14 protein-coding genes are annotated in these 16,236 nt (G+C 63.4%); 7 read left to right on the plus strand and 7 right to left on the minus strand.

Translation table 11 applies throughout. The features are described 5' to 3' along the window. Window positions 1-58 precede the first annotated feature (58 nt). From ABIC76_RS02420 to ABIC76_RS02435, 4 genes are all read left to right on the plus strand, one after another. Window positions 59-385 (plus strand): hypothetical protein, encoded by a 327-nt coding sequence (locus tag ABIC76_RS02420; RefSeq protein ID WP_354532850.1) that lies wholly within the window; start codon window positions 59-61, stop codon window positions 383-385. Window positions 386-680: 295 nt separating this feature from the next. Continuing rightward, on the plus strand, window positions 681-2,807 hold the full coding sequence (locus ABIC76_RS02425) for a hypothetical protein (protein ID WP_354532851.1): 2,127 nt from the start codon (window positions 681-683) through the stop codon (window positions 2,805-2,807). Between the two features lie 906 nt (window positions 2,808-3,713). Next, complete coding sequence (locus ABIC76_RS02430) at window positions 3,714-3,998, plus strand: hypothetical protein (RefSeq protein ID WP_354532852.1); 285 nt, start codon at window positions 3,714-3,716, stop codon at window positions 3,996-3,998. Between the two features lie 287 nt (window positions 3,999-4,285). After that, on the plus strand, window positions 4,286-5,185 hold the full coding sequence (locus ABIC76_RS02435; protein ID WP_354532854.1) for an alpha/beta fold hydrolase: 900 nt from the start codon (window positions 4,286-4,288) through the stop codon (window positions 5,183-5,185). Window positions 5,186-5,303: 118 nt separating this feature from the next. On the opposite strand, the gene ABIC76_RS02440 is transcribed toward ABIC76_RS02435, so the two are convergent. From ABIC76_RS02440 to ABIC76_RS02470, 7 genes are all read right to left on the minus strand, one after another. After that, entirely contained in the window at window positions 5,304-6,113 is an 810-nt protein-coding gene (locus ABIC76_RS02440) for an arylamine N-acetyltransferase family protein (protein ID WP_354532855.1), read from the minus strand. Between the two features lie 35 nt (window positions 6,114-6,148). Beyond that, the gene (locus tag ABIC76_RS02445; RefSeq protein ID WP_354532856.1) at window positions 6,149-7,123 is read right to left on the minus strand and encodes a helix-turn-helix domain-containing GNAT family N-acetyltransferase; all 975 of its coding nucleotides are present in this window, start codon (window positions 7,121-7,123) and stop codon (window positions 6,149-6,151) included. Between the two features lie 97 nt (window positions 7,124-7,220). Beyond that, a complete protein-coding gene (gene yjfF, locus ABIC76_RS02450) occupies window positions 7,221-8,294 on the minus strand; it encodes a galactofuranose ABC transporter, permease protein YjfF (protein WP_354532857.1) in 1,074 nt (357 codons plus the stop codon). Then, window positions 8,291-9,340 carry an ABC transporter permease gene (locus tag ABIC76_RS02455; protein WP_354532858.1) on the minus strand — a complete coding sequence of 350 codons (1,050 nt, stop codon included), beginning with the start codon at window positions 9,338-9,340 and terminating at the stop codon, window positions 8,291-8,293. Before ABIC76_RS02455 ends, yjfF begins: the two co-directional genes overlap by 4 nt. Continuing rightward, complete coding sequence (locus tag ABIC76_RS02460) at window positions 9,337-10,926, minus strand: sugar ABC transporter ATP-binding protein (protein WP_354532859.1); 1,590 nt, start codon at window positions 10,924-10,926, stop codon at window positions 9,337-9,339. The genes ABIC76_RS02455 and ABIC76_RS02460 overlap by 4 nt, the downstream gene beginning before the upstream one ends. A 118-nt stretch (window positions 10,927-11,044) precedes the next feature. Continuing rightward, window positions 11,045-12,031 carry an ABC transporter substrate-binding protein gene (locus tag ABIC76_RS02465; protein ID WP_116575256.1) on the minus strand — a complete coding sequence of 329 codons (987 nt, stop codon included), beginning with the start codon at window positions 12,029-12,031 and terminating at the stop codon, window positions 11,045-11,047. 270 nt (window positions 12,032-12,301) lie between these two features. After that, window positions 12,302-13,237 (minus strand): helix-turn-helix domain-containing protein, encoded by a 936-nt coding sequence (locus ABIC76_RS02470; protein WP_354532860.1) that lies wholly within the window; start codon window positions 13,235-13,237, stop codon window positions 12,302-12,304. A 217-nt stretch (window positions 13,238-13,454) separates the two neighbouring features. Here ABIC76_RS02470 and ABIC76_RS02475 point away from each other — a divergent pair, with 217 nt between their 5' ends. Genes ABIC76_RS02475 through ABIC76_RS02485 form a run of 3 tightly spaced genes read left to right on the plus strand, consistent with a single transcriptional unit; the run spans window position 13,455 to window position 16,230 of the window. After that, the gene (locus tag ABIC76_RS02475) at window positions 13,455-14,240 is read left to right on the plus strand and encodes a GntR family transcriptional regulator (RefSeq protein ID WP_354532861.1); all 786 of its coding nucleotides are present in this window, start codon (window positions 13,455-13,457) and stop codon (window positions 14,238-14,240) included. Next, complete coding sequence (locus tag ABIC76_RS02480) at window positions 14,237-15,961, plus strand: fumarate reductase/succinate dehydrogenase flavoprotein subunit (RefSeq protein ID WP_332394875.1); 1,725 nt, start codon at window positions 14,237-14,239, stop codon at window positions 15,959-15,961. The genes ABIC76_RS02475 and ABIC76_RS02480 overlap by 4 nt, the downstream gene beginning before the upstream one ends. A 2-nt stretch (window positions 15,962-15,963) precedes the next feature. Continuing rightward, a complete protein-coding gene (locus ABIC76_RS02485; RefSeq protein WP_004627681.1) occupies window positions 15,964-16,230 on the plus strand; it encodes a 4Fe-4S dicluster domain-containing protein in 267 nt (88 codons plus the stop codon). Window positions 16,231-16,236: the final 6 nt, after the last annotated feature.

Genomic DNA, 16,236 nt, shown 5'->3' on the forward strand with positions numbered 1-16,236 from the left:
ATGCCAGACAGTTGATCGCCATTCGCGAAACAAACCCCCCTCGCCTCGGGAGACGCCAATGCAGGTGCTGGACCACGAACCGCAGAGCTGGTTTTTATTTGAAGCGAATGGCGCGCTGTATCTCGATGCCAATTGCAATCATGGCGCTTTCGGCTACAGCTTCATGATTCGCCTGACCGCGGCGGAGGTTCAGCGGTATCGCGACGAAGGTCGGGATTACTTGAGCTGGCTTGCTGACGACATCCACAATTCCGCGCCGATTTTGTCCGCCAGTTCGTCGCCCTATCAAACCCGGAAGGCGTCTCAGGAAGAGGAAGCCCAGGCGCGCACTGCGTTGGCGGGATGGCAGGCGGAGCGGATTCAAGCGATTCGCGGGGCCAGGTAAATCAGCCCATCGCTGCCGCCAAAGTTAAAGCAGCCAAGCTAATGAAGGCTGCTTGTTTCATGCAGATGAAATAAGCGCGATCGTCACCTAACCAAACGGTTATCCCACGATGTAGGGATGGATTCCCCCCACGTTTTTCCTTAGCATCCGCTTGCGCGAGCGCACGCGCCCGCGCACATACAGACGTTGCTGCAAACGCCTTTCTTTATCGAAAGCGGCCATTTGCGCATCGTCTTGAAAAAACAAAACAGGGGGGTTTTTGATGAAAGCAAGGTATGCCAAGAGTCTCTGGCAAATGCGTTCGGCTGCGACGGCCATTGCATTGGCCGCCGTCACGCTGGTTGCCGGTTGCGGTGGCGGCGGGTCGGATAGCGCTGCTTCGGGCGGCACCAACACCGCCACGCCTGCAGCCGCAACGCTGACCGGCACCGCGGCCACAGGTAGCGCACTCGCCAACGCCAACGTTGTCGTGACCAACAGCACCGGCAATTCGCCGTGCGTTGAAACTGCCATCACCACGAGCGCTCTCGGCACGTACACCTGCACGCTCAAATCTGGCGAGACGGCACCGTTCTTCGTGGTCGTGACCGACCCGACCGGCAATAGCGCGCCGCTGGTCAGCGTGACCACGACCACGCCACCGGCCGGCACGCCGCTCACGCTCAACGCCACCCCGCTGACGACTGCCATCCTGGCGCAACTGGCTTCGGACGGAAATCCGCTGACGCTGGTCAACGCAAAGACGGTGGACGAAAATGCGCTCAAGGCCGTCACGGCGAACGTCGTGGCGCAGCTGTCGTCGGTGCTCTCCGCCATCGGTGCGCCGGCCAACTATGACCCGTTTGCCACCAGCATTTCCGCTGCCACCGCGTCTGGCGTCGGCAACACGGCCGACCAAGTCCTGGACGTGGTGACGGTGTCGAAGGACCCGGCCACCGGCCAACTGCGACTGGGTACGGTCGATGGCACGCCCGTGCCGCTGGCCACCGCCACCGGCGGCGGCTCGACGCTGCCCGCACCGGCGCCGAATGTTTCGAGCCTGCCGCAAGGCGCACAAGCGCTGGCGAATGCGCTGACGGCCTGCTTTGCACTGCCGGCCTCGCAGCGCGTGCTCGGGACCGACTTCACCGTGCCCGCTACGCAAGGCGGCCCGAAGGTGACGTCGCTGGCGCCGGCCTGCCAGAACATTGCATCGGACCCGAGCAATGCCGGCGGCATTGCGTTCCTGCACAACGGTTATGCGTTCGGCCAGTGGATCTTCAGTCTGCTGAACAGCGACGCCATGACGGGCGCCCAGTTCAACGTGCCGGAAGTCATGGCTTTCTATCCGGGCTCGAACACGCAGGTACCGACTGCCGTGTCCCCGATGTCGGCACCGCTGCCGGATCAAGCCGTGCTGAACGCCAAGTATGTGGACGCCAACGGCAATCCGGGCAACATCATCTTGATGGTGCGCTACATCGCCTCGGGCACGTCGAACGCGCATCCGTCCAAGTGGTGGGTCGTGGGCAACCAACAACCGGTGGAGGTGATCGACCGCTTGCAAGTTCGCCGGATCGAGCAGGTCAACCCGACCTTTGCAGGTACCAGTGCCAATAGCAACAGCTACAGCCACTTCCAGACGGGCATCCAGTTCTGGATCAACGCCAAAGGCCCGGGCAGCGTCAACAGCAACGGCAGCCTGAGCTTTGCGCGGATCAAGGGCCCGGGCTTGCCGACGAGCGGTCTCGTCTACATCGCCCCCACCGGCGACAGCAACGAGCCCACCCAGGTGTACATGGATGTGAGCAACAAGACCGGTACCGTGCCTGGCACCACGCGTTGCAGCAGCTCCACAACGACCTACAACTGCCCGAACTTCTGGTTGGCCCGCACCGCAGGCTTGACCGGCAGCGCCGCCGCCACGCTGGCCACCCCGCCGGGCAGTGCAAACAATCCGGTATGGGCGCAGCCGGCGTCGGATACGTTGGATCCGAACCCCGTCGTGAAGGGTGCGCGGTATCAGGTCGAACTGTTTTACGGCTCGCAGACCACGCCTGATCGCGTCTACAGCAAGACGCTGCTGACGGACCTGGTGCAGGCAACCCAGGCCGTGAACCTGCCGTGGAATACGGCGGGCGACCAGACGCTCGCGGCGCTGAATCCGTCGAATGCCGCCACGAACGGCGTGCTGTCTTCGCTGGCATTGGATTGGGCGCAGAACCCGTCTGCACAACAGATCGGCGGTGCGGCTGTGACGGTGGATACGAAGGGCACCTACAGCGCCACAACCAATGTGGCCCGGGGCACGACATCGGCGGTCATCAACCTGCCGAACCCGCAACAAGTGCCGGCGCTGACCAGCTCGGGCACGCGCTCGGTGCTGTTCAACTACCGCATGCTCGACAACAGCCTCAAGAGCATGGTCTACACCTACAACTAAGCGCGAAGGCGAAGCGCAATCCGGCCGGTCCGCACGCTGCCAAGACAGCGTGCGGAATCCGGCGGACCGTTCACCATGGGCGTGCCTGACGGCACGCTTTTTTTTTTGGGGCCATTGAGGATTAATCCTCCAAGCCCCGGCCTCCAACCCTCGCGCTCGGCCCTCCAAGACCCGACCGCGAGGCTTTTTGCCTCGCCGTTGCTGCTTTTTTCAGCAATAGGTCGGACCTTTGACCTCGACCCACGGCGTTCCGAACGCCAAGCATGGGGTTCTGAACCCGACGCGCGACCCTTTTTGCCTCGCGCTTGCTGCTTTTTTCAGCAACACATGATGCTTTTTTGGGCACAGTCGAGGTTCTGAACTCGGCGATTGAGGTTCTGAACTCCACCGTTGAGGTTCTGAACTCGACGGTTGGGGCTCGGAACCCAGCGTGTCAGGCTTTTTGCCCGGCGTTTGCAGTTCGGAACTCGGAGATTCGAGTCCGGAACCCGGCTCTCGGCGTTTTGGACTCGGCGGATGCCCCAAGCACTGCCACAAACCGCAACTTGCCGCCGCCGCTTGCCACCCCTAAACTCTGTCCCGCTCGCGCAAACCAGGCGCAGCCGGGACTGCAATCCCGAATTCAACTATTCCCGTGAGTGCCGTTATAGCCCTCGCGTGCCGTCGTTCGTCCTCATGGGCGGGCCCGGCAGGGAGGGCTTCGGCCCTGCCGGTTTTGGAGTAGTTGATCGGTATTGCAGACCTTGTCGTGTGCCCGCCCACCCTCACAGGTGGGTGGCTCCTCAATCAACCAGAGGGCAAGACAATGGATCAACCGACCCAAGCTGTACCCTTCCCACGCGGGCATTGCCCCGCAAGCTGTTATCTCACCTGCATCGCGCAACGGCCACCGTCCGGGGGTGCCCGATGACCGTGAACATCACTGAGAACCTCCTGTACGCACAGGGCGCCTTGGCGGCCAAGGAATATCTGCACAAGGCGCGGATGGACATGAAGATGCACCGCAACTTCCAGCCACAGACGTTGCGCTGTCACCAGCAGTTCTTCCTGAAGGACAAGGCCCTCGAATTCCAGGCCGGCTTTATGGACGCGATCGGGGCGTTCATGCTGAGCGCCCTGGATGGTGTGACGGTGGACTTGTTCCGGTGGGATGTGTTGAGCGTGCTTCAGCGCGCGAACCGTAAGAAATAACTAAAACAGCAGTAACGCGACCCCGAGACGGGCGGGGACGCTTGCGGTCGAGGTGTGTTCGGGCGCATTCGACACGATCGGCACAGGCGTGACTTATCGAGCGCCGTTTTTCTTCTTTATCTGACGCCCTCTTGCTCTCTTCACGATTCACCAAAGGCGACGCAGCTGTTCTAAGCGATCCGTGCCGCACGTCCAGAGAAAAACTCTCGGAGAGTGACATTTCTCGGAGGAAAAAGAACAGGGTGCTGGGTTCATAATGAACCGCCCGTCGTCCTCTCCAAGGCGCCATGATTTTCAATAGCGTCCCAGGCGTGACCGTCAATACAGGCGAAGCAGAGATTTTTGTCAAAAGACTCGGCTCTGGTCCGCCATTACTTCTGCTTCACGGCTTTCCCGAAACACATTTAATGTGGAGGGACATCGCGCCACGACTCTCCGATCAGCATGAACTGTTCTGCGCAGACCTGCGCGGATATGGAAAGAGCAGTTGTCCTGATTCCACCCCGGACCACGCGCCTTATAGCAAACGGGCAATGGCAAGAGACATGGTTGGCCTCATGCAAAGATTCGGCCATGAACATTTCGCGGTCGTCGGTCATGATCAAGGTGGCCGCGTTGCACACCGTATGGCACTGGATTTTCCGGCATCTGTCCGCCACCTTGCTGTGCTCGATATCTTGCCGACCGAGGTTGTCTGGAAGAGGGCCGACGCCAAATTGGCATTGGCCTTCTGGCCATGGTCATTGTTATCTCAGCCGTCACCGCTTCCTGAGCAACTGATTTCGGCAGCACCGGACGCGGTGATCGCTCATGCATTGAGCGAGTGGGGAACCGGCCCTGACACGTTTTCGAAAGACGTGCGACAGGCATATGTGGATGCCTTACGTGATCCCGCGCGAGTTCATGCAATTTGTGAGGAGTATCGAGCGGCCGCAACGATCGACCGTGAGCATGATGCGGCCGATATGGCCGCACATAAGAAGGTGACCTGCCCGTTGCTTGCCGTGTGGAGCAAGAATGGCGGAATAGAAAAGTGGTACCAAGACGCGGGCGGGCCACTGGAGCTTTGGCGGCATTTTGCGTGCGATGTCGAAGGTCATGCGCTTGATGGCGGTCACTTTTTTCCTGAAGAAAATCCGGAACAGACTGCGGATATTCTTCGCAAATTCCTACAGAACCGGCCCTGACATCGTGGGCGGACGGCACACCTCAGTCCTCAGCGTTTTCGCCGCTGGAGGTCGGTGGATGCCCCCTCTGAGATAGCGATTCCGGAGCACACGGGGCGTGACTGACAAACCGTTCTCTTCAGTTCCATCCCTCCACCCCAGGCACCCGCATCCGCTCCACCTCAGGCAGATCAATCCCAAAGTACTCGGCCAGCAGCCCGCGCAACGCGCGCCGGTCTTCCAGCTCAAACCTGTGCGGCGTATTCCCGCGCCAGATCGTTGCATCCCGATTCATCACCGTCACGCGGCCTTCGTCGATCAGGGCGCGCATCAGGATGCGATTAATGAACGGCGATGCCGGATACGTTGACGTGTAGTGGTTCGCCATTTCGAAATCGACCGGGTAGTCCTGCTCCATCGTGGTGACCCAGGCGTCGACGGGCGTGTCGCTGCGCACTTGCGCGCGGAGTATCCAGCGGTCTTCGTCGCGCACCATCCAGTGCAGCTCGCCGTCGATGTTGGCTTGCGTGCCATCCAGCGGCACCGGCACGCGAGGCGCCAGTGCGCCAAAGCCGGGATCGACGACGAAGGTGCCTTCGGGCAGCGGCACCGTCAGGAACATGTGCGTGCGGGGTGCCTCCGTACGCGGGGAAAGCAGGACCACGCGCGACGAATGGCGCGTCGGCTGAAAACCAAGCCGCTCCAACACAGCCGCAAACAAGGTGGCGTGCTCGAAGCAGTAACCGCCACGGCGCGCGTGGACGAGCTTGTTCTGCAGGCTTTCCAGGTCGATCCGGATGCCGCGTCCGAGCAGCACGTCGAGGTTTTCGAACGGGATGTGCCGCATGTGCGCGCGCACCAGTTGCGCCAGCGTGTCATAGGTTGGGCTGGTGCTGCCGCCCCACTGGATGCGGTTGAAGTAGGCATCCAGGTTGAGTTGCGATGTCACGTGCGGTCTCCTTGTGCGCCTGGGGCGACGCAAGGTCAGCCCGGTTTGCGGCGGCGGAATTGTTGTTCGGTTACGGTGCTGCCCCACTGCGTGCCGGCTTCTTCTTGTGTGAGTTGAAAGCCGAACGATTCGTAGAGATGGCGGGCGGCATCCAGGCCTTTGAAGGTGTTCAGGTAGGTCTCGTCAAAGCGCTCGTCGACAAAGCGCATGGCTTGCGACATGAGCTTACGGCCAATGCCGGTGCCGCGCAGGGAATCGTCCACGATGAACCAGCGCAGGTGTGCAGCACGATAGTGCGGATTGCCGTCGATCGCCAGCGATGCGAGGCAGCGGCCGTTTTCCACACAGAGCCAGAGCGCCTTGTCGGGGTCGGGCAAGGCTTGCGCAAAGTCGGCCAACTCCTTGGCGACGCGGCGTTCAAAGAACACGCCAAACCCCCAGTGCTGCGCGTAGAAGCGGCCATGCAGGCCGGCGATGTCGCCAATGCACCCCGGCACGTAGCCTTGCACGATCTGCGGGCCGGCATCGGCGGAGGCCTGGGCGGGCTTGTGGTCGTTGTCATCGGCCAGCGCGCCGACGTACTGCGACAGCGACGCGACGAGCCGTTGCTGGTCTGCCGGCGTCAGGTGGCGCAGCGCATTGGAGACTTGCTCGGAGGCAAATGCGTCGATCTTGCGGCGCATTTGCTGGCCGCTTTTGGTGAGATGCAGTTCGGAAGATCGGGCATCGTCGGCGCACGTGCGGCGTTCAACCAGCCCAGCCGATTCGAGCCGGGTGACCTGGCGGCTGGTGCTCGATTTGTCCAGCCGCAGGCGTTCGGCCAGATCGCGCGCCTGGATGCCGGGCGCACCGGCAATCTCCAGAATCGCGTGCACGGCAGAGGGCGGCAGGTCGCTCTCGGCCAGCGTGTTGCGCATGAAGCCGAGTTCGCGGACAAGCTTGCGCGAGACCTCGCGCAGCTCGCGGATGGTCTGTTCGCGTGACTGCGCGGGGGCTTCGATGATGTCCATGCCGGGCCTCGGTTAGTTGCCTCGTGCAACCAATATAGTTGCACGAAACAACCTTTTCAAGGCCGGCATGCCTACGGAAAAACGTGACTGCGTACGCCTAGTTGAAAGGCGGTACGGCGTGGGACTGCATGAGGATGGCCGAGGCCGGGGTGTCCTTGGCCGTCTCGCTCGACGGCCGCGCCGGCCTGTGCGGGGTGGACGGCGGCAATGCCGCGCCGCGTTGCGCGCGCCCCAGGAAACGCTGCATGAGGCAGAACACGCACAGCAACACCCCAATGGCAATGCGCGCCCACCAGGAGCTGAGCGTGCCATCAAAGGTGATCAACGACTGGATGACGCCGAGCAACAGCACGCCCACCACACTGCCGCTGATGAGCCCCACGCCACCGGTGAGCAGTGTGCCGCCGACCACCGTGGCAGCAATGGCGTCCAGTTCCATGCCTTGCGCGTGCAGCCCGTAGCCGGACAGCATGTAGAACGTGACCAGCACCCCGCCCAGCGCCGAGCAGAAGCCGCTGAGCACATAGACGAGGATGCGCGTGCGTGCCACGGGCAGGCCCATCAGCAGGGCAGACCGCTCATTGCCGCCCAGCGCGTACACCGTGCGGCCAAAGCGGCTGCAATGCGCCAGCCACGCCGCCACGGCAAACACGACCAGCGCAATCACCACGCTGGGCGATACGTAGTTGCCGCCGCCCACCTGGATCTTGTACTGCGACAGCGCGGTATAGATCGGGTCTGTAATGCTGATCGAATCGATGCTGATGAGGTAGCACAGCCCCCGCGCGAGGAACATGCCGCCCAGCGTGACGATGAACGGCTGGATGCGGAACACCTGGATCAGCATGCCCATCACCAGGCCGAACAGGCACCCGACGGCGAGCACCAGCGGCACCACCACGCCAATCGACCAGCCGTGGTGCTCGACCAGCGCGGCCGAGATCATGGTGGTCAGCGCCACCACCGCCCCCACCGATAGATCGATGCCGCCCGACAGAATGACGAACGTCATGCCGATGGCAACGACGATCAGGAACGCGTTGTCGATCAGCAGATTGAGAAACACCTGCACGCTGAAGAAGCCCGTATAAGTGACCGAGCCGAAGCCGAACAACAGCGCAAACAGAAACAGCGTGACGTAGAACGGCAAGCGCCGTGGATTGATTCTCATGACTGCGCCCCTGCACGGCTGTGGCGTTGAAAGAGCATGCTGCGAAACGCCGGCGATTGCGCCAGGCACACGGCAAACACCACCACGGCTTTCACCACGAGGTTGATTTCCGGCGGCACGCCCATGGAGTAGATCGCGTAGGTGAGCGTCTGGATGATGAGCGCCCCGATCACGCTGCCCCAGAGGCTGAACTTGCCGCCCGCCAGCGAGGTGCCGCCCAGCGTGACGGCCAGGATGGCGTCAAGCTCGAGCAGCAGCCCGGCGTTGTTGCCGTCCGCGCTCTTGACGTTGGAGCAGATGATGAGCCCCGCAACACCTGCCATGGCACCGCAGAACGCGTAGATGCCAAACAGCAGCGCCTTGGTGTTCAGCCCCGCAAGCCGCGCGGCCACGGGGTTGATGCCGACCGCCTCGATAAACAGGCCCAGCGCCGTGCGATGCATCAACAGCAACAGCAGGCCCAGCACGGCGGCCGCGATGTACAGCCCGAACGGCAGCCCGAACAGATAGCCGTTGCCGACAAAGAAGAACGGCTCGTAGTAGACGGTGATGATCTGGCCGCCTGTAATGAGCTGCGCCACGCCGCGGCCGGCCACCATCAGGATCAGCGTGGCGATGATGGGCTGCATACCTGCGCCGGCCACCAGCAGGCCATTCCACAGGCCGCACGCCAGCGCAGCGCCCACGGCTGCCAGGAGCGCCAGCAGCAGCGGCACCTTGGTCACGTAGACGGGCAGGCCGTTCTGCACCACCAGCGTGCCACCGACGAGCGATGCCGCAATGGCGCCGGAAATGGCGACCACCGCGCCCACCGAAATATCGATGCCGCCCACCGCAATCACGAGCGTCATGCCGAGCGAGACGAGCATCAGCGGCGCTGCGCGGTTGAGGATGTCGATCAGGCTGCCGTACAGATGCCCGTTACGAACGTCGAGATGAAAGAAATGCGGGTTGAACCACGCGTTGAGCAGGCACAGCAGAAGCAGCGTCACGCACGGCCAGAACAATCGGTGGCTGGTGAGTGCGCGCAGATTGGCGGGATTCATGCGGCGCCTCCGGTGGTGATGGACTGGGTGGTGGATTGGCTGGCGGGCACGTCGCCGCCGGCAATCACGTGGCACAGGTTGTCTTCGGTCACATCGGCGCCGGCCAGCTCGCCCACCTTCTTGCGATCGCGCAGGATCGCCAGCCGATGGCTCACGCGCAGCACCTCCGGCAGCTCGCTGGAGATGAACAGGATGGCCATGCCCTTGCGGCACTGCGCGGTCACCAGGTCCATGATGTCGAGCTTGGCGGCGATGTCGATGCCGCGCGTCGGCTCATCCAGGATCAGCATGGCGGGGTCGGTCGCCAGCCAGCGCGCGAGCACGGCCTTCTGCTGGTTGCCGCCCGAGAGCTGGCCGATGGGCTTTTCAGCGTCGGGCGTCTTGATGCCGAGCTGGGCGATGTACTGGTCGGCAATCTCGCGCTGGCGCTTCTTGGGCAGATAGCGGAACAGCCCTCGCTTTGCTTGCAGCGCGAGGATGATGTTCTCGCGAATCGACAGTTCGGCAATGATGCCTTCGGTCTTGCGGTCTTCCGGGCAGAAGCCGATGCCCTGCCGGATGGCGTCACGCGGCGAGCTGAACTGGTGCGACTGGCCCTGCACGTTGATCGAGCCCGCGTCGTTGCGGTCGACACCAAACAGCAGGCGCGCGGTCTCGGTGCGGCCCGAGCCCAACAGGCCGCCCAGGCCCAGCACCTGTCCGGGGCGAACATCCAGATCGAGCGGCTGCACCACGCCACGGCGGCCCATGCCGCGCGCGCTGAGGAATGCTGGCGCCGTATCGTCCACGGGCGGCACTTCGGTACGCTCGAAGCGGCTCGCATCGATATCGCGCCCGACCATCTTGTTGATCAGTTGCAGCTGCGGCAGATCGCGCGCGGCGTATTCGCCTTCCAGCCGGCCGTTGCGCAGCACGGTAATGCGGTCGGCAATCGCGTACGTCTGCTCCAGAAAATGCGTGACGAACAGCACGGCCATGCCGCGCGCCTTGAGTGTGCGGATGGCGGCAAAGAGGCGAGCCACTTCATCGTCGTCCAGGCTGGAAGTGGGTTCATCCAGGATCAGGATGCGGGCTTCAGTGGAAAGCGCACGCGCAATCGCCACCATCTGCTGAATGGCCACCGGATACAGCGACAGCGGCAGCGTCACGTCGATGTGGATGTTCAGATCGGCCAGCAGCGCCTGCGCCGCCCGGTTGGTGGCCCGCCAGTCGATGCTGCCCAGCCGCATGGGAAAGCGGCCGATGTGGATGTTCTCGGCCACGGTCAGGTTCGGGCAGAGATTGACCTCCTGATACACCGTGCTGATACCGAGCTTTTGCGCCTCCAGCGGCGAGCCCGGCGCGATGGGCTGACCGCCGAGCAGGATCTCGCCCGCATCGGGCGCTTCAACGCCGGTCAGCACTTTGATGAGCGTCGATTTGCCGGCGCCGTTCTGCCCCATCAGGGCATGCACTTCTCCGGGAAACAAGCGGAAATCCACCCCGGCCAGCGCCTGCACGCCGGGAAAGTTCTTGCAGATGCCGCGCATGTGCAGCAGCGCGCCGCGTGCATCTGTCGCGGCGGGTTGATCAACGTGATCGGACATGGGTGTCACCTGTTAACGTGGCGCAGCCGGCAGGGCGAGTCACCGTAACTCGCTCTGCCGGCATGCTCCACTTAAGCTAGGAGCTTGCGAACGCAATTGAGTACGCAATACGCGGTACTCAGTACTTGCGGTTCGGGAACTCCTTGGCCGCCACGTCCATCGGGAAGATGCCTTCCTTGGTGACGATGCGCTTGGGCACGGTCTTGCCCGCCAGCACGGCGCGCGCGGTATCCATCAGTTGCGGCCCGAGCAGCGGGCTGCATTCCACCGTGACGTTCAGCTTGCCGGCCATCATGGCTTCAAACGCGCCCTTCACGCCGTCGATCGAGATGATGACGATGTCCTTGCCCGGCTTGAGCCCCGCTTCTTCAATGGCCTGGATGGCGCCGATCGCCATGTCGTCGTTGTGCGCGTACAGCACGTTGATCTTCTTGCCCTCGGCCTTGAGGAAGGCTTCCATCACTTCCTTGCCCTTGGCGCGGGTGAAGTCGCCGGTTTGCGAGCGGATGATCTTGTAGTGCGGGTCGGCCTTGATGATCTCTTCAAAGCCGCGCTTGCGGTCGATGGCGGGTGCGGAGCCGACCGTGCCTTGCAGCTCGACGATGTTCACGTCGCCCTTGGGCTTGACGTTCTCCAGCAACCAGCGGCCCGCCTTGCGGCCTTCCTCGACGAAGTCCGAGCCGATGAACGTGGTGTAGAGCGAGGTGTCTTTGCTGTCGATGCCGCGGTCGGTAAGGATGACCGGGATCTTGGCGGCCTTGGCTTCTTGCAGCACGGTGTCCCAGCCGGATTCCACCACCGGCGAGAACGCAATCACATCGACCTTCTGCGCGATGTACGAGCGGATCGCCTTGATCTGGTTTTCCTGCTTCTGCTGCGCGTCGGAAAACTTCAGGTTCACGCCCTGCGCCTTGGCCGTCGATTTGATGGACTCCGAATTGGCGGTGCGCCATTCGCTCTCGGCACCCACCTGGGCGAAACCCATGGTGAACGACTTGTCGGCCGCGTGAGCCGCTGTCGTCAAGCCCGTGGCCAGCAACACGCCGGCCGTAGCCAGGAAGGTCAATACGGTCCGTCTGGCGCACGCAGCGCTCGTTTTTTGCATCGTTTGTCTCCGTTATGGTGGAACGCAGCCGGTGACCACCCCCGGGGCTGCGCACGTCGTCTTTGCAACGCGATACACGAGTCGAATCCGGCATGCGGCGCGCATCTTCGCGTGCCGGTGATTCGTGCTGAGCCATGGTATGGACAGCGAGACATGACCGTCTAATGCTTTTTTGGGGCCTTACCGATATCGGTTTTGATATCAGGACAGGCGTTTGCGCATCGTGCAGCGCACCAAATCGAGCGCGACGCCTAGGCGGAGGGTGACCCGTCAGCCGGATTCGGCCAGCGATGCCGCCACGTGCGAGAACGCCACGCGCTGGCGCCGGAAGTCATTGGGCGACAGCCCTTGCCGGCGGCGGAACACCACCGCAAAGTGGCTCGCACTTTCGAAGCCCACCGCGGTTGCGATCTCCAGGATGGACATGCGTGTCTCGGTCAGCAGACGACTGGCAAGCTGCAGGCGGCGCTCGGTCACGTACTGATGCGGCGTGCGGCCGCTGGCCTCCTTGAAGCTGCGCGCGAAGTGATGCACGCTCAGGTCGGCAATCTGGGCCATGTCGCGCACGCTGATGGGCTGCGTCACGTTCGCTTCCACAAAGTCGATCACGCGGCGCAGGACGTGCGCGGGCAACGACGCGCGCGTGGCGATCTCCTTGTTGCGCTGGGCGCTGTCGCGCGCTTCTTCCAGATGCGTGCAGGCGCGCACGATGATGCGCATGGCGCCGCCCATCACCGTGTCGTTCATCCACGCGCGGTCTGGCCTGGAGGACGACAGGCTGCAGAAGACGATCCAGGTGGAGCGCGGCGTCATCTGATGGCGCAATGGGGCACCCCACACGATGCCGCTGTGCAGATTGAAGCGGGCCAGATCGGCAAGGAAGGTTTCGACGCGAGGGTCGCCCGGGCTGTTGCCGACGCGCTCACGCAGGTAGGGCATGTCCCACGCCAGGGGCAGGCCGCAGTCGCCCTGCAGCGCGATGCGCGGGTCGATCTCGAAATGGCGCTGCTCCAGGTAGCGCTCTTCCCAGCCGGCGGGGGAATTGGTGTTGTAGAGCACACGTTGCTCGCCCCGCTGCTTGCCCGCCTCGCCGATGTATTCCATCAGGCCAAACGAGAGCCACTCGAAGCCGACGTCGTGCATGGCTTGCCGCAACGTGTCAGCAAAGCCGGCAGAAAAATCTTGCAGGCGCGTGCCCTGGTCCATCACCCGTATCCGTTGTTTTCGTGCGCCGTCTGAAGTGCGGCGCTCCGTGCGTCCGGTGCCGGCCCGCGTGTGCGGTGCGCGGCGGCTCAAAACACTCTCGTCACTATAGCTGTGGCGCCTGTCAGAAACCGAGCATGCATATCGAAAAAGCTTCGTTCCGCTGCATACGTCTGCTTTTTACACTGGGCGCACTTGTTATGACGAGTTGCGCCCATCGATGACCACCTCTAATTTGCACCGCCAACCCGCCCCGCCGCTCTATGAGCGCATCAAGGGCACGCTGCGCGAGGGCATTCTCAGCGGCCACTACGCGCCGGCCTCGCTGCTGCCTTCGGAGGCGGCGCTGGGCGAGCAGTTCAACGCCAGCCGCATCACCGTGCGCCAGGCGCTGGCCGATCTGCAGAACGAAGGGCTGATCTTCCGCCGCCACGGAAAGGGCACGTTTGTGAGCCAGCCGAAGGCGTTCCAGAACGTGACCGCGCTGCAGGGCTTTGCCGAGGCGATGTCGGCACAAGGTCACGCTATTCGCAATCGCGTGCTGACGCTGCGGACCGTCCCGGCGCCGACCGACGTGGCGCAGGCGCTGCAGCTGGCGCCCGGCACGGCCGTCACGGAGTTGCATCGCGTGCGGTTGCTGGATCAGTTGCCCGTGTCGCTCGAGGTGACGTGGCTGCCGGAGGCCCTGGGTAGTGTCGTCGCCCGGGCGGACCTCGTCACGCGCGATGTGTTTCTCGTGCTGGAACAGGACGCGGGTGTGGCGCTGGGCCACGCGACGCTGGCCATCGATGCGGCATTGGCCGATCGCGCCACGGCCACCGCGCTCGAAACGGGCGCAGGCGCGGCACTGCTGCGGGTGGAACGCCTGACACACGATGCGCAGGGCGCGCCCATCGACTTCGAACGCCTTTATTTTTGCGGCGACGCCTTCCAGTACCGGCTTCGGCTGGATCGGCAGGTGGCGGCGCATGCGCAATCCATCCTTCCTTTGCAAGGCACCGTATGAATACGCTGGAACTGGAGTACGACCTCGTCGTCGTGGGCGGCGGCACGGCCGGCCCGATGGCGGCCATCAAGGCAAAAGAACGCAACCCCGCGCTGCGTGTGCTGCTGATCGACAAGGCGCATGTGAAGCGCAGCGGCGCGATCTCGATGGGCATGGACGGGCTGAACAACGCGGTCATTCCCGGGCATGCCACGCCGGAGCAATACACGCGCGAAATCACGCTGGCCAACGATGGCATCGTCGATCAATCGGGCGTGTATGCGTATGCGCAGCACAGCTTCGCCACCATCGAGCAGCTTGACCGCTGGGGCGTGAAGTTCGAGAAGGACGAAACTGGCGACTACGCCGTCAAGAAGGTCCATCACATGGGCAGCTACGTGCTGCCGATGCCCGAGGGGCACGACATCAAGAAGGTGCTGTACCGGCAGCTCAAGCGTGCGCGGGTGGAGATCACGAACCGCATCGTCGTCACGCGTGTGCTGACGGATGCCGAGGGCGCGGCCTGCGGCGTGCTCGGCTTCGATTGCCGCACGGCGGATTTCCTTGTGGTGCGCGCAAAGGCCGTGGTGCTGAGCTGCGGCGCCGCCGGGCGGCTTGGCCTGCCGGCTTCCGGCTACCTGATGGGCACATACGAGAACCCCACCAACGCGGGCGATGGCTACGCGATGGCGTATCACGCGGGTGCGGAGCTGTCCAACCTGGAATGCTTCCAGATCAACCCGCTCATCAAGGATTACAACGGCCCCGCCTGCGCATACGTGACGGGCCCGCTGGGCGGCTACACCGCCAACGCGCGCGGCGAGCGCTTCATCCAGTGCGACTACTGGAGCGGCCAGATGATGTGGGAGTTCTACCAGGAGCTGCAGGGCGGCAAGGGGCCGGTGTTTCTCAAGCTCGACCACCTGGCCGAAGAAACCATCCAGACCATCGAGACCATCCTGCACACCAACGAGCGCCCGAGCCGCGGCCGCTTCCACGCAGGGCGCGGCACCGACTACCGCACGCAGATGGTGGAGATGCACATCTCCGAAATCGGCTTCTGCAGCGGGCACAGCGCGTCTGGCGTGTATGTGAATGCGCGCGCGGAAACCACCGTGCCGGGCCTCTACGCGGCGGGCGACATGGCCGCCGTCCCGCACAACTACATGCTGGGCGCGTTCACGTACGGCTGGTTTGCGGGGCAGAACGCAGCGGACTACATCGCCGGCCGGCAAGGCGACGCCCGCGTCGACGACGCGCAGATCGAACGCGAGCGCACGCGCATCTTTGCGCCGCTGCAACGCGACCACGGCCTCGCCCCCGCGCAAGTGGAATACAAGCTGCGCCGCATGGTGAACGATTACCTCCAGCCGCCCAAGGTCACGCGCAAGATGGAAATCGGCCTGCGGCGCTTCGACGAGATTGCCGAAGACATCACGCACCTGCACGCACGCAATCCGCACGAGCTGATGCGCGCGATGGAAGTCAGCTTCATCCGCGATTGCGCTGAGATGGCCGCACGCGCCTCGCTCTTCCGCACCGAAAGCCGCTGGGGCCTGTATCACCATCGCGTGGACTACCCCGAACGGGACGACGCCAATTGGTTCTGCCACACACGCTTGTACAAGGACGCACACGGCGCCATGGCCAGCCGCAAGCAAGCCGTCGAACCGTACGTCATCCCTGTCGACGTGCTCGGCACCGATTCCTACGCGCACATGCGCATTCCGAAGGCTGCATGACCATGCAACAGACGACCGTTCATTTCACCCACACGCCGCACGACATCACCTCGCGCAGCAGCGCGCCCGTCACCATCGACGAGGCCAAGTGCATTGCCGACAAGGGCTGCACCGTGTGCGTCGATGTCTGCCCGCTCGACCTGCTCGCCATCGACCTGACCAAAGGCAAGGCTTTCATGCAGTTCGACGAATGCTGGTACTGCATGCCGTGCGAGCAGGATTGCCCGACCGGCGCGGTGAAGGTCGACATCCCGTATCTGCTGCGCTGAGGTGGC

It is taken from the genome of Ralstonia sp. 1138, assembly GCF_040544795.1.
Lineage (GTDB): Bacteria > Pseudomonadota > Gammaproteobacteria > Burkholderiales > Burkholderiaceae > Ralstonia > Ralstonia flatus.

What these genes read in the sequence shown, in the direction of transcription:
- ABIC76_RS02420 (WP_354532850.1), top strand. Translation starts at nt 59, where the DNA reads ATGCAGGTGCTGGACCACGAACCGCAGAGCTGGTTTTTATTTGAAGCG.
- ABIC76_RS02425 (WP_354532851.1), top strand. Translation starts at nt 681, where the DNA reads ATGCGTTCGGCTGCGACGGCCATTGCATTGGCCGCCGTCACGCTGGTT.
- ABIC76_RS02430 (WP_354532852.1), top strand. Translation starts at nt 3,714, where the DNA reads ATGACCGTGAACATCACTGAGAACCTCCTGTACGCACAGGGCGCCTTG.
- ABIC76_RS02435 (WP_354532854.1), top strand. Translation starts at nt 4,286, where the DNA reads ATGATTTTCAATAGCGTCCCAGGCGTGACCGTCAATACAGGCGAAGCA.
- ABIC76_RS02445 (WP_354532856.1), bottom strand. Translation starts at nt 7,123, where the DNA reads ATGGACATCATCGAAGCCCCCGCGCAGTCACGCGAACAGACCATCCGC.
- yjfF (WP_354532857.1), bottom strand. Translation starts at nt 8,294, where the DNA reads ATGAGAATCAATCCACGGCGCTTGCCGTTCTACGTCACGCTGTTTCTG.
- ABIC76_RS02455 (WP_354532858.1), bottom strand. Translation starts at nt 9,340, where the DNA reads ATGAATCCCGCCAATCTGCGCGCACTCACCAGCCACCGATTGTTCTGG.
- ABIC76_RS02460 (WP_354532859.1), bottom strand. Translation starts at nt 10,926, where the DNA reads ATGTCCGATCACGTTGATCAACCCGCCGCGACAGATGCACGCGGCGCG.
- ABIC76_RS02465 (WP_116575256.1), bottom strand. Translation starts at nt 12,031, where the DNA reads ATGCAAAAAACGAGCGCTGCGTGCGCCAGACGGACCGTATTGACCTTC.
- ABIC76_RS02470 (WP_354532860.1), bottom strand. Translation starts at nt 13,237, where the DNA reads ATGGACCAGGGCACGCGCCTGCAAGATTTTTCTGCCGGCTTTGCTGAC.
- ABIC76_RS02475 (WP_354532861.1), top strand. Translation starts at nt 13,455, where the DNA reads ATGACCACCTCTAATTTGCACCGCCAACCCGCCCCGCCGCTCTATGAG.
- ABIC76_RS02480 (WP_332394875.1), top strand. Translation starts at nt 14,237, where the DNA reads ATGAATACGCTGGAACTGGAGTACGACCTCGTCGTCGTGGGCGGCGGC.
- ABIC76_RS02485 (WP_004627681.1), top strand. Translation starts at nt 15,964, where the DNA reads ATGCAACAGACGACCGTTCATTTCACCCACACGCCGCACGACATCACC.